Below are 12403 nucleotides of genomic sequence, written 5' to 3'. Positions count from 1 at the left end.
GGGCTATCGTGGTCGGGCACGCACCGGGGACGGTGCGCATGCGGACGTAGCGCAGCTGGTAGCGCATCACCTTGCCAAGGTGAGGGTCGCGGGTTCGAATCCCGTCGTCCGCTCCACCTCACCCGGGGCGCCACCCGTTCCGGTGCCGCGCGAACCCACCTTCGGAGTCGATCACCTGTCCGGTGATCCAGGCCGCCTCGTCGGTGCACAACCAGGCGATTAGCCGGGCCGGGTCGTCCGGCTCACCGAACCGGCCGAACGGGAACATCGGGGCCATCTCGCGGAACGCGTCCGCGCCGAGGTAGCCGGTGTCGACCGGCCCCGGGTTCACCGTGTTGACCCGCAGCCGCCGGTCCGCGAGCTGGTCGGCCAGGGTCGGGGTGATCCCCGCGACGGCCGCCTTCGCCGCGGCGTAGGCCACCTCACCGGGCATCGGCCCGCGTGCCTGCCCCGAGGTGAGCAGGACGGCCGCGCCACCGGGACGGGTGTCGTCGTGCGCGTTCGCCCACGCCTGGACCAGCAGGATCGAGGCACGCGCGTCGACCGCCCAGTGCCGGTCCAGCTCCACGGACAGCTCCCCCAGCGGGCCGTCGGACCCCGACAGCGCCTGGTTGGCGACGAGCAGATCCACCGGCCCGGCGAGCTCACGGGCGGTGTCGAGCAGCCGCTGCGGCGCGGACGGGTCGGCGAGATCGGCGTGCACCCCGGCGACGGGCGCCGTCGCGTGCGTCCGCACCTCGGCCAGCACGTCGTCGACGTCGTCGGCGCCCCACGGCTGCGCCGCGTCGTGCGGGGCGAAGTGGTGCACGACCACGGCCGCGCCGTACGCGGCGAGCCGGCAGGCGGTCGCGTGCCCGATCCCGCCGCGACGGCCACCGCCGGTCACGAGCGCGGTCCGGCCGCGCAACGGCATCGGGTCCCGGCGCAGGGTGCTCACACCCCGACCCTGCCCGACCACGCCCCGGCCGCGCGAGGGAGAAAGTGGGCGGACCGGGCTCAGTGGCGGCCCGGACCCGCTGCGCCGTGGCTGAGGTGTGCGTGCTCGCTCTGCAGGCTGAACAGCGCGAGCGTCTCGGCGGGCCGGTCGTCGGCGCTGCCGATCCAGTGCGGTGTGCCGGTGTCGAACTCGACGACCTCGCCGGGGTCGAGGAGGTGCTCGGTGTCGTCGAGGACCAGCCGCACCCGGCCGTCGAGGACGTAGAACCACTCGTAGCCCTCGTGGGTCTGCAGGGCGGTCGTCGCGGACGCGGCCGCCGGAGGGTAGATCACCTTGAAGGCCTGGACCCCACCACCGCGCCGGGTCAGCGGGACGAACACCAGCCCGCGGTGACGCACCGGGCGCAGGTGGATGCGGGGATCGCCGGTCGGTGGTGCCTGCACCAGGTCGTCGAGCGGGACCCCGTGGGCCCGGGCCAGCGGCAGCAGCTGCTCCAGCGTCGGCCGCAGCTTTCCGGTCTCCAGCCGGGACAGCGTGCTCGCGGTCAGGGAGGTCTCCGCGGCGAGCTGGTCGAGGGTGGCGCCGCGGCGACGGCGCAGGTCCCGCAGCCGCGGGCCCACCCCGGCGAGCACGTCGCGTCCGGTGTCGTCCACACCGCCAGATTGCCGATCGGCAAGGTTCCTTGCAAGACGGAGCGGCGGGCCCGGCCTCTCGGAGAGGCAGGCATCAGCCCCGAGCCGTCTCCGGGGTGATCGCGCAACGCAGCCGTGCGGGCAGTGCCTGCGGGTCGGGCGCGCCGTCCTGGAGCCAGCGGGTCACCGCGCGGACGTCGTCGGTGCTGCGGACCGGGCCGACCGCGACCACCGGCGACTCGGGACGGGTGCGGGTCGCGTCGCAGGCCTGCACCAGCAGCATCAGCCCGGGCCGGCGGACCGCACAGACGCCCGGACCGAGCCGGCACCCGGTGGTCACGAGCACCCCGTGGGCGCTGTCCTGCACCACCGCGCGCAGGCCCTCCACCAGCACCTCGTCGATGCCGGGCAGGGCCGCGACGGTGCCGTGCGCGTCCTCGTCGAATCCCGACGGCGCGTGGGCACAGGCCCCGCACCGGACCACCGTGAACCCGTCCACCGGCACCCCTTCCTGTAAACAGTAATCATTGTCGATTACTATGACGGTAACACCCGCGACGCAGGAGGAACACCGTGAAGCCCGGCATCCACCCCCCGTACGGCCCGGTCGTCTACCGCGACACGTCCACCGGCGACGAGTTCCTGACCCGGTCGACCGAAACCTCGCGCGAGACCGTCGAGTGGTCGGACGGGAACACCTATCCCCTGATCAAGGTGGACACGACCTCGGCGTCGCACCCGTTCTGGACGGGCAACGCGCGGGTGCTCGACGCCGCCGGCCAGGTCGAGAAGTTCCGCCGACGCTTCGGGGAGCGCACGCGCGGCTGACCCCGCGTAGCGTCGCCGGCATGCGCCGCCGTCGCGAACGGGTCCAGGTCGTCACCGACCTGACCGAGCCGCTGGCGGTCGAGCACGGTCGTCGCATCCGGATCCGGCTCGTCGCGATGGCGGTGTGGATCGCGGGCTGGCTCGTCGCCGGCGCCCTGTGGCGCGACGGGTGGCTGGCCACCGCGATCCTGCTGGCCAGCGGCCCGGGAGTGTGGGTGCTGTGGCTGTTCGTCCCGTCCCGGGAGCGCGGACGGCGCGAACCGGTCGGCCGCCGGCCCCCGCGGGCACTGCCCGCGCCGCGGGAGCCGCGGGAGTGATCGGGTGGGCGGCCGCGGAGTTCCGCGACCACCCACCCCGGCATCCGGCGTCGTGGGCCGGAGGGTCATCCCGTTCTGCTGATCTCCACCATGTCCTCGCGCGGCACGACCTTCGTCCGCTCGCGGCCGCGCGCCTCGCCGAGGCTGCGCTCGTGCTTGTCGAGCGCGAGCCAGCCGCTCCAGGTCGTGTAGGCCACGCCCCGGCGCTCCAGCAGCGCCTCGACCTCCGCCGGATCGCGGCGGGGCGCCCGGGGCAGCTGCGGGGCGTCGGCCAGCAGGCTTGCGACGGTCTCCGACGCGCAGCCCTTGGTGTGCCCGATCAGCCCGACCGGTCCGCGCTTGATCCAGCCGACGGCGTAAACGCCGGGCAGCTCCTGGCCGTCGATGTCGTGCACCCGCCCCTTGCGGTGCGGCAGCACGCCGTGCTCGTGGTCGAACGGCAGATCGGCCAGGTGCGAGCCGGTGTAGCCGATCGCCCGGTAGACCGCACCGACCGGGAAATCGGTGAACCGGCCGGTGTCGCGGACGTCGCCGTGGCCGGTGTACTCGGTGCGCTCGATCCGGATGCCCTCGACGCGGTCGGTGCCGAGGATCCGCTCGGGGCGCGAGAGGAAGTGCAGGTGCACCCGGCGCGGATCGCCGCGCCGGTCGCGCAGCGCCCACCCCTGCAGGGTCCGCACCACCATCTCGACGTGCTTGGCGGAGCGGACCTCGGCGGCGGCGACGTCGTCGAACTCGACGTCGGCCGGGTCGACGATCACCTCGACACCCGGGACGTGGTCGAGCTCGCGCAGCTCCATCGGGCTGAACCGGGCGTGGGCGATCCCGCGACGGGCGAACACGTGCACGTCGGTGGCCGGGTTGCGGGAGAGCCCGGCGTGGACCGAGTCCGGGATCTCGGTGCTCGCCAGGTCCTCGGCGGTGCTCGCCAGGATCCGGGCGACGTCCAGGGCCACGTTCCCGGCACCGATCACCGCGACCGACGACGCGTCGAGCGTCCAGTCCCGGGGTACGTCGGGGTGGCCGTCGTACCATTGCACGAAGCTGGCGGCACCGTGGCTGCCCGGCAGGTCGATCCCGGGGACGTCGAGGTCCCGGTCCCGCTCGCAGCCGGTGGCCGCGACGACCGCGTCGTAGTGCTCGCGCAGGTCGGACAGGGTGATGTCGGTCCCGACGTGGACGTTGCCGAACAGCCGCACACCGGGGCGGTCCAGCACGCGGTGCAGGGCGTGCACGATCTGCTTGATCCGCGGGTGGTCCGGGGCGACGCCGTAGCGGACCAGCCCGAACGGTGCGGGCAGCTTCTCGAACAGGTCCACGGTGACGTCGGCGTCGGACTTCAGCAGGGTGTCGGCGGTGTAGACGGCGGCCGGACCGGCACCGATCACGGCGACGCGCAGCGCAGTCATCGTTCTCCTCGGGTGTCGACGGACCCCGAGGCTATAGCAAGGTAAGCCTTGCCTAACTATGATGCAGGCAACACCGTGCGCGGCAACTGGTCCGGGAAGTGCCCGCCGACCCGTTCGGAATGGCGTCGCCACTCCCGCGGGTAGCCCAGCGACACCTCGACGAACGGCACGCCGTCGACGGTGACCGTGCGCGGGATGTGCAGGTGACCGTGCACGACCGCCCGGGCCCGGTAGCGGCGGTGCCAGTCCGCCGCCGCCGTCGTCCCGCACCAGAGCGCGAACTCCGGGTACCACAGGACGTCGCAGGGCTCGCGGACCAGCGGCCAGTGGTTCACCAGGACGGTCGGCAGGTCCGGGTCGAGCGCGTCGAGGCGGGCGACGGTGGCGGCCACCCGGGCCGCGGACCACTCCGCCCGCGTCGCGTACGGGTCCGGGTGGAGCAGGTACTCGTCGGTGCAGACGACACCCGCGGCGTGGGCCGCGGCCAGCCCCTCCTCCGGGGTCGAGGTGCCGGCGGGCAGGAACGAGTAGTCGTAGGGCACGAACAGCGACGCGACGACGACCGGTCCGCCCGGCCCGTCCCACACCGGCCACGCGTCCTCCGGGGTCAGCACCCCGATCTCCCGGCAGCGGCGGACCAGCTCGTCGTAGCGGGCGACACCGGAGAGCCGCTCGACCGAGTCGGCCCGGACATTCTTGGCGCGGGTCCAGAGCTCGTGGTTGCCCGGTGTCCACAGCACCCGGGCGAAGCGGTCGCGCAGCGCGGCGAGCGTCGCGACGACGCTCTCGATCCGTTCGTCGACGTCACCTGCGACGATCAGCCAGTCGCCCGGGTCCGACGGGCGCAGCCCCGCGGCGATGTCACCGTTCTCCGCGTACCGCACATGCAGGTCACTGACCGCGAGCAGGCGCGGCTCCCCGACGGCGGTCACCCGTCATTGGTACCCGGTGACACCGGGGCCACCCCCCCCCGCCGGGGCGGCGAAACGCGCCTACCCGCGGTAACTTACCCCTGGTAGCTTCGGATTCGAGCTCGACGACGAGGCGGGGAGGCCGGCATGGCGGCATCGCGAGGCGTACGACGGTGGATCCGGTGGGTGCTGCGGCACGGGGCGATGCGCCAGGAGGTGACCCGCCAGGCGGGCAAGGGCGACCTGGGCGCCCACATGATCATCAGCCCGGAGGTGGTCCGGGACCCGTACCCGGCCTACGAGCAGATCCGTGGTCAGGGCCGGATGGTGCGCTCGGCCCTGACCTGGACCACGGTCGACCACGAGATCACCACCGAGGTGCTGCGCAGCCCCGACTTCTGCGTGGGCATGCGCATGCCGGAGAACGCCCCGGGCCTGCTGCGCGCGCTGCTCGCGGCGGGCGGGACCTGGCCGCTCGGGCCGGCCGAACCGCCGTCGCTGCTGGCGATCGACCCGCCGGACCACAACCGGATCCGGAAGCTGGTCACCCGCTCGTTCAGTGCCAAGGCGATCTCATCGCTGCGCGGACGCACCGAGGAGATCGCGGCGCAGCTGCTCGCGGACCTCGAGGCCCGGGCCGGCGCCGACCGGCGCACCGACGTCATCTCCGGCTACGCCTCGCTGCTGCCGGCCACGGTCATCACCGAGATGCTCGGCGCTCCGGTGGAGATGCGGGAGCAGTTCCTCGAGTGGGGCGCCGGCGGGGCCTACTCCCTGGACATGGGACTGGACTACGCGAAGTTCCGCCGGTCCGAGCGCGACATCGACGCGCTCACCGAGTGGATGGCCGAGCACTTCGAGCGGCTGCGCCGCGAGCCCAACGACTCCATCCTGTCCTCCCTGGTCGCCACCTACGACGAGGAGGAGGGCCGGCTCACCCACGACGAGCTGCTGTCGCTGGCGATGCTGCTGCTCGCCGCTGGGTTCGAGACGACGGTCAACCTGATCGGCAACGGCACCCGCCTGCTGCTGACCCACCCCGACGAGCTCGCCCGGCTGCAGGCCGACCCGGCACTGTGGCCGAACGCCGCCGACGAGATCCTGCGCTACGACTCCCCCGTCCAGCGGACCGCGCGCGTCGCCGCCCGCGACACCGAGGTGTGCGGGTTCCCGGTCGAGCGGGGCGCGCTGGTGGTCACCCACCTCGGCGGTGCGAACCGGGACCCGGAGGTGTTCGCCGACCCGGCCCGCTTCGACGTCGGGCGCGAGGGGGCTGACCGCCACGTCGCGTTCAGCCAGGGCATCCACTACTGCCTGGGTGCGGCACTGGCGAAGATGGAGGGCGAGGTCGGGCTCCGGGCGCTGTTCGACCGCTACCCCGACCTGCGTGCCGACGGCCCCGCCGAGCTGCGCGGGACCCGGGTGCTGCGCGGCTACCGGACGCTGCCGGTCCGCCTGGGCGACGCCCGGGTCCCCGTCGACGTCTGAGCTCAGGCCCGGTTGGTGGCGCTGGTGACCGTCGTCGTCACCAGGCTGATGATCGACATCCCGATGACGAGGTGGATCACCGCGGTGGCGATGCGGACCGTCCAGGGCTGCTCGGTGAGGATCAGCGGCGACACCGCGGCCAGCGCGGTGAGCAGCCCGGCGATCCAGCCGAAGTAGGACATGGGGCTGGGCACCGCGACCAGCAGCAGGTGCGCGAGGCCGGTGGCCGCGAGACCGGCGACCGCCGCCCAGCTCGCGAGGCTCTGCGCCGCGGCCCACCCGTCGAGCGGCTCGGAGACGGCCGGGGCCAGGTACGGGATCTGCAGCAGGACCTGCAGGATCAGCAGCCCCACCAGGGCGATCAGCGCGGCGGTCACCGCCGTCGCCACACCGCCGGCCCACAGCCGGCCGGGGTTCACCCCGCTGCGGGGACGCGGCCGGGCGGTCTCCCGGCTCATCTCTCGGGTGCGGTCGTCGGCCTCGGACATCGTCGTACTCCCCCGGTCGCGGACGGGCCGTGCGCGGCGTCGGTGCGGCGCCGCGCGGCGGTGACCACCCGCGCCGGGTGATCACCTGTGGTGGGCAGAAGACTACGCCCCGCGACGACGCCCCGTCCGCCCGCGGCGCAACGCGGCGAGTGCGGCCTCCGCGTCGGCGACCACCCGCTCGCCACGGCGTTCCAGGGCCTCCCCCGACTCGGCGCCCGAGCCCATGTTGCCCTGGGCGTACCGCGTCCAGACCCCGGCCCCGATGCAGGCGCAGCGCCAGTGCGCGAACGCCACCCAGTACGGCAGCTGGTCCAGCGCCCGCCCGGAGCGGGCGGCGTAGCGGGCGGCGACGAGGTCACGGTCGGGCCAGCCGGGCGCCGCGGTCGGGCCGCTGGTGATCGCCGGCAGGGTGTCGCCGGGACGCTCCCAGGACGCCAGCAGCCACCCGAGGTCGGCCAGCGGTTCCCCCAGGGCCGCCAGCTCCCAGTCGAAGACACCGGTGATCCGGCCGCCGCGGAACGACAGGTTGCCCGGCCGGTAGTCGCCGTGCGCGATCCGCGGACCGTCGGACGGCTCCGGCGGCATCGCCTCGACCAGTGCGGCGTGCGCGGCGTCGAGCGCGGCGAGGTCGGTGAACGCGCCGGCGTGCGCCTGCCGGTGCCAGCGGCGCAGCTGCCGCTCCAGGTAGCGGCCGGGCCGCGCCAGGTCGGCGAGCCCCACCTCGGTGGGGTCGACGGAGTGCAGTGCGGCGAGCACCTCGGCGGTGTCGAGACCGCAGGCCCGCCGTTCCGGTTCGGGGACGGCCTCGCCCGCGGCGCGGTCCCCCGGGACGACACCGTCGACCCAGCCCATCAGGTAGAAGCCGGCGCCGAGCACCGCGGTGTCCGTGCAGAGGGCGACCGGCTCCGGCACCGGGACCGCGGTGCCGGCCAGTGCGGTCAGGAAGCGCCACTCCCGGCCCATGTCGTGCGCGGTGGCGAGCACACCCCCGGTCGGTGGGCGGCGCAGTGCGTACGGCGTGCCGCGGGCGTCGGTGACCCGGAAGGTGAGGTTGGAGTGTCCGCCGGAGATCCGCTCCACGGCCACCGGGCCGTCGCCGAGCTCGACCTGCGGCACCTCGGCCGCCAGCCAGCGGGTCAGGGCGACCGGGTCCACCCCGTCGTGTGCGTCGGTCATCCCCCGATGCAACATGATCGCCCCCGCGCCGACCAGCCCCCGGACGGAGAACACCGGCACGTCCTCCGGGCCGGACCGCGCGACCAGTGGCACCGGCGGCCCCGGCGGCACGGCCCTGGGTTTCCCGGCACCGGCCGAGGCGTCCGCTCCTAGGACGGTGGCAGGACGAGCCGGGCCAGCAGGCGTTCGGCCTCCGCGGCCGGGTCCGCGGTGAGCCCGGTGTGCACTGGGCCGGGGCACACGATGGTGCTGCGGGCGGTGGTGAGGCGCCGGAAACGGCGTCCGATGTCCTCCCCCGCGCCGGGGCCGCGGGCGGCCAGCGCGCCGGTGGCGTGCCGGTCCGACCGCGGCGGCTCGGGCACCGCGGCGACCGCGGCCACGGTCGCCAGCAGCTCGTCGACGGCGTCGGCGTCGGCGGTCGGGTCGAGCGCGGCCAGCCGGGCACGGTCGAGGTGGACGCGCACCGCGAGGACGTCGCGGGCCCGGCAGTGCAGCAGCACCCCGGCGTTCATCGACTCCCCGCGTTCCACCCGCGGCACGACCCGCAGCAGCGCGTACTCGTAGGGGACGAGGTCGCTCACCGGCCCTCCCCGCCGCCGACGCCACCGATCCGCAGCCACGGTGGACGGCGGGGCGCCCGGTCGACCGGCCGGGGTCTGCCCGCGGCCACCGTCGCGGCGACGCCCGGCAACCAGTCCCCGCGTGCCGCGACCCGGGCCAGCAGGGCCTCGGCGTAGGCGGCACGGACGGCGTCGGGACCGCCGACGCCGTCGACGTCGGCGATCCACTCGTCGGGGACGAGTGCCAGCACCTCGTCGAGCAGGGCCGGGGTGACCTGCGGGGCGAGCGCGGCGACGGCGGAGTCGAGGTCGGGGTGCGCACCGAGCAGCACGTGGTCGCCGGCGTCGAACGGACGGTGGGCGAACCGCGACGCGGCCGACCAGTCGTGGGCGAAGGTGAGCGTCGCGCCGTGGTCGATCAGGTAGGGCCTGCGGTGCCAGAGCAGCATGTTCGAGTTGCGCCAGGAGCGGTCGACGTTCCCGACGAGCGCGTCGAACCAGAGCACCCGCCCGGCGAACCCGGGCCCGACGTCGAACGCGACCGGGTCCAGGTCGAGCGCCCCCGGCAGGAAGTCGACGGCGAGGTTGAGCCCGTCGGAGTTCCGGAGCAGCTCCTGGACCTCCTCGTCGGGCTCGGTGCGCCCGAGCGTCCCGTCGACGACGATCGTCGCGATCCGCGGGACGGGCAGGCCCAGCGCGCGGGCGAGCTCCCCGGCGACGATCTCGTTGACCAGCACCGGACGGCCCTGCCCGGCGCCGGTGAACTTCACCGCGTAGGTGCCGAGGTCGTCGGCCTCCATCAGTCCGGGCAGCGACCCGCCCTCGCGCAGCGGGGTCACGTACCGGATCGCGGTCAGCCGGGGCAGGGCCCGCTTCTCGGTCGTCGGCTCCTGGCTCACCCGCGGAGGTTAGCGCCGGACGTGCGAACGGCCCGCACCCCGTGGCGTCGGGGTGCGGGCCGTGGTCGCGCTCGCCGGCCGGGCCGGTAGGAGGATCACCGGCCCGCCCGGCTCCGGGGCGCGCGGGCGGGCCGGGAGGTACGGGTCAGACCGAGACGGTCTGGCGCGGGATCGCCTGGGTCTGCTCCATGCGGCGGGCCGCCTGGCGGGCCAGGAGCTCGTCGACGCTGAACCGGCCCGGGCCGCTGGACATGAGGATCAGCGTGGCGCAGATGATCGTGCCGACCGGCGCCCAGCCGTTGTCGGCCATGAACAGGCCGTTCTTGCCGTGGACGAACCAGATCGCGCCGGCCATCACGAAGGTCATCAGTGCACCGGGGACGACCATGCGGACACCGAGGGCGACCGACAGCGAGAACACGAGCTCGACCACGATCGTGAACGACGCCGCGCCGATGGCCAGCGGGATGCCGAACTTCGCGAACACGGCGGCGGTGTCGAACAGACCGGCGTCGATCTTCTTCCACGAGTGCATGACCATGATGTAGGCCAGCAGCAGACGGGCGACGAGCAGCGCGACGTCGCGCGGGGTTCCGGTCAGGGAGCGGTACACGGTTCCTCCAGGAGCGAGTTGGTCACCGCGGGTGAGCTCGTCACCACGGAATGCACAAGACCTAAGCGCACGAACGTGCTACTCCGCCGAGTTCAGCAACTCTGCGCGACGAAATGGCCGCACGGCGCGACGAGGCGCACCGGACGGCCGGTCACCCGACCGGGGAGCGCTGCGGCCGGTGCGTCACGCGGTACGACCGGACGAGCGGTCGCCGCACGGGCGCATCACCGCAGGTCACGAGCACGGAGGGTCGCACCTTCCGGGCGGCCATCACCCGTATGTCGCAGTGGTTCGACGACCACTCCGCAGGGGGTCACCGACGGTCGTCACGTCGTGCAGCCCGGCGTTCCGGACGTGCCGCTCGTCCCGCGGATCGTCGCGTACGACGGGCGGTTCGCCCGAGCGGCCCAGCGACGCGCCCCGGCTCGTGCCGGCGCGCTCGCGCCGGGGTGCTGCGCCATGATGGCCGCGTGTCCGACACGAACAGCCACGACATCACGGCGACCACGGAATGGACGGCGCTGACCGAGCACGCGGCGGAGGTCGAACCCCGACACCTGCGGTCGCTGTTCGACGACGACCCCGACCGCGCCGCCGCCCTCACCGCCACCGGCGCCGACCTGGTGCTCGACTACTCCAAGCACCGCATCACCCGAGACACCGTCGGTCTGCTGACGGACCTGGCGCGCGCGGCCGGACTGCCCGCGCGCATCGAGGCGATGTTCACCGGTGAGCACGTGAACACCTCCGAGGACCGGGCGGTCCTGCACACGGCCCTGCGGCTGCCGCGGGACGCGTCGCTCACCGTCGACGGCCAGGACGTCGTCGCCGACGTGCACGCCGTGCTGGACCGGATGGGCGAGTTCACCGACGCCGTCCGCTCCGGGGCGTGGACCGGGTTCACCGGGCAGAGGATCCGCACCGTGGTCAACATCGGCATCGGTGGCTCCGACCTGGGCCCGGTCATGGCCTACGAGGCGCTGCGGGACTACGCCCAGCGCGACCTCGAGTGCCGGTTCGTGTCCAACATCGACCCGACCGACCTGTACGAGAAGACCCGCGACCTCGACCCGGCGACGACCCTGTTCGTCGTCTCGTCGAAGACGTTCACCACGCAGGAGACGCTCACCAACGCCCGCAACGCGCGGTCCTGGCTGCTGTCCGGGCTTGGGACGGACGACACCGGAGCGGTCGCGAAGCACTTCGCCGCGGTCTCCACGAACGCCGAGAAGGTGGCGGAGTTCGGCATCTCCACCGACAACATGTTCGGGTTCTGGGACTGGGTGGGCGGGCGCTACTCGGTGGACTCGGCGATCGGCCTGTCGCTGATGTGCGCGATCGGCCGCGAGCACTTCGCGGAGTTCCTCGCCGGCATGCACGCCATGGACGAGCACTTCCGCCACACCCCGCTCGAGCAGAACCTGCCGGTGATCTCCGGGCTGCTCGGCGTCTGGTACTCGAACTTCTTCGGCGCCGACACCCGCGCGGTGCTGCCGTACTCGCAGTACCTGCACCGGCTGCCGGCCTACCTGCAGCAGCTCACCATGGAGTCCAACGGCAAGTCGGTGCGCGGTGACGGCACCCCGGTCACCACGACCACCGGCGAGATCTTCTGGGGCGAGCCGGGCACCAACGGCCAGCACGCGTTCTACCAGCTGCTGCACCAGGGCACCCGGCTCGTGCCGTGCGACTTCATCGGCTTCGCCCGTCCGCACCACGACCTGCCCGGCGAGGACGCGGCCGACTCCCACGACCTGTTCATGGCGAACCTGTTCGCCCAGTCCGCGGCGCTGGCGTTCGGCAAGACCGCCGCGGAGATCGAGGCCGAGGGCACCCCGGCCGACGTCGTGCCGCACAAGGTGATGCCGGGCAACCGGCCGTCGTCGACGGTCCTGGCCGAGAAGCTGACCCCGTCGGTGCTGGGGCAGATCATCGCCTTCTACGAGCACGTCACCTTCGTCGAGGGCACGATCTGGGGCATCGACTCCTTCGACCAGTGGGGGGTCGAGCTCGGCAAGGTCATGGCCAAGCAGTTCGGGCCCGCGCTCTACGGCGCGAACCCGCCGGACGCCGCCGAGTCCGGTCTCGACGCGTCCACCGCCGCGCTGATCGGTCGCTACCGCGCCTGGCGCGGTCGCTGAGACC

The 12403-nt window shown here is 73.7% G+C and carries 14 protein-coding genes and 1 tRNA gene; 5 read left to right on the top strand and 10 right to left on the bottom strand.

Annotated elements, in window-relative coordinates:
- Window positions 1-40 precede the first annotated feature (40 nt).
- Window positions 41-116, top strand: a tRNA-Gly gene (locus tag Ae505Ps2_RS16555).
- A gap of 2 nt (window positions 117-118) precedes the next feature.
- Here the strand turns inward: Ae505Ps2_RS16555 and Ae505Ps2_RS16550 are convergent.
- The 3 genes from Ae505Ps2_RS16550 to Ae505Ps2_RS30435 form a co-directional block, all read right to left on the bottom strand.
- Entirely contained in the window at window positions 119-937 is an 819-nt protein-coding gene (locus tag Ae505Ps2_RS16550) for an SDR family oxidoreductase (RefSeq protein ID WP_198932197.1), read from the bottom strand.
- Between the two features lie 59 nt (window positions 938-996).
- On the bottom strand, window positions 997-1590 hold the full coding sequence (locus tag Ae505Ps2_RS16545; RefSeq protein WP_075307031.1) for a helix-turn-helix transcriptional regulator: 594 nt from the start codon (window positions 1588-1590) through the stop codon (window positions 997-999).
- Between the two features lie 73 nt (window positions 1591-1663).
- Window positions 1664-2068, bottom strand: coding sequence for a hypothetical protein (locus Ae505Ps2_RS30435; RefSeq protein WP_139318757.1), 405 nt, complete (start codon window positions 2066-2068; stop codon window positions 1664-1666).
- A gap of 74 nt (window positions 2069-2142) precedes the next feature.
- On the opposite strand from Ae505Ps2_RS30435, the gene Ae505Ps2_RS16535 reads away from it, so the two are divergent.
- Complete coding sequence (locus Ae505Ps2_RS16535; RefSeq protein WP_020624102.1) at window positions 2143-2397, top strand: type B 50S ribosomal protein L31; 255 nt, start codon at window positions 2143-2145, stop codon at window positions 2395-2397.
- A 20-nt stretch (window positions 2398-2417) separates the two neighbouring features.
- A complete protein-coding gene (locus tag Ae505Ps2_RS16530; RefSeq protein ID WP_075307032.1) occupies window positions 2418-2714 on the top strand; it encodes a hypothetical protein in 297 nt (98 codons plus the stop codon).
- Between the two features lie 65 nt (window positions 2715-2779).
- On the opposite strand, the gene Ae505Ps2_RS16525 is transcribed toward Ae505Ps2_RS16530, so the two are convergent.
- Complete coding sequence (locus Ae505Ps2_RS16525; RefSeq protein ID WP_020624104.1) at window positions 2780-4123, bottom strand: FAD-dependent oxidoreductase; 1344 nt, start codon at window positions 4121-4123, stop codon at window positions 2780-2782.
- 56 nt (window positions 4124-4179) lie between these two features.
- A complete protein-coding gene (locus tag Ae505Ps2_RS16520; RefSeq protein WP_075553757.1) occupies window positions 4180-5055 on the bottom strand; it encodes a metallophosphoesterase in 876 nt (291 codons plus the stop codon).
- A gap of 126 nt (window positions 5056-5181) precedes the next feature.
- Between Ae505Ps2_RS16520 and Ae505Ps2_RS16515 the strand changes: the two genes are divergently transcribed.
- Window positions 5182-6522: a cytochrome P450 gene (locus tag Ae505Ps2_RS16515; RefSeq protein ID WP_043278555.1), complete on the top strand. Its 1341-nt coding sequence runs from the start codon at window positions 5182-5184 to the stop codon at window positions 6520-6522.
- A gap of 2 nt (window positions 6523-6524) precedes the next feature.
- On the opposite strand, the gene Ae505Ps2_RS16510 is transcribed toward Ae505Ps2_RS16515, so the two are convergent.
- From Ae505Ps2_RS16510 to Ae505Ps2_RS16490, 5 genes are all read right to left on the bottom strand, one after another.
- Window positions 6525-7010 carry a DUF6069 family protein gene (locus Ae505Ps2_RS16510; RefSeq protein WP_075307034.1) on the bottom strand — a complete coding sequence of 162 codons (486 nt, stop codon included), beginning with the start codon at window positions 7008-7010 and terminating at the stop codon, window positions 6525-6527.
- Between the two features lie 102 nt (window positions 7011-7112).
- Complete coding sequence (locus Ae505Ps2_RS16505; RefSeq protein WP_233147584.1) at window positions 7113-8240, bottom strand: phosphotransferase family protein; 1128 nt, start codon at window positions 8238-8240, stop codon at window positions 7113-7115.
- A 95-nt stretch (window positions 8241-8335) separates the two neighbouring features.
- Complete coding sequence (locus Ae505Ps2_RS16500; RefSeq protein WP_083695807.1) at window positions 8336-8767, bottom strand: DUF3037 domain-containing protein; 432 nt, start codon at window positions 8765-8767, stop codon at window positions 8336-8338.
- A complete protein-coding gene (locus Ae505Ps2_RS16495) occupies window positions 8764-9645 on the bottom strand; it encodes a HipA family kinase (protein WP_075553756.1) in 882 nt (293 codons plus the stop codon). Before Ae505Ps2_RS16495 ends, Ae505Ps2_RS16500 begins: the two co-directional genes overlap by 4 nt.
- A gap of 145 nt (window positions 9646-9790) precedes the next feature.
- Complete coding sequence (locus Ae505Ps2_RS16490) at window positions 9791-10258, bottom strand: DoxX family protein (RefSeq protein ID WP_075307037.1); 468 nt, start codon at window positions 10256-10258, stop codon at window positions 9791-9793.
- Between the two features lie 470 nt (window positions 10259-10728).
- Between Ae505Ps2_RS16490 and pgi the strand changes: the two genes are divergently transcribed.
- Window positions 10729-12399 carry a glucose-6-phosphate isomerase gene (pgi, locus tag Ae505Ps2_RS16485; protein WP_075307038.1) on the top strand — a complete coding sequence of 557 codons (1671 nt, stop codon included), beginning with the start codon at window positions 10729-10731 and terminating at the stop codon, window positions 12397-12399.
- Window positions 12400-12403 lie beyond the last annotated feature (4 nt).

It is taken from the genome of Pseudonocardia sp. Ae505_Ps2 (genome assembly GCF_001932425.1).
Classification (GTDB): Bacteria; Actinomycetota; Actinomycetes; order Mycobacteriales; family Pseudonocardiaceae; genus Pseudonocardia.
The sequence above is the reverse complement of the archived record's forward strand: the minus strand, read 5'-3'. Positions and strand labels throughout refer to the sequence as shown.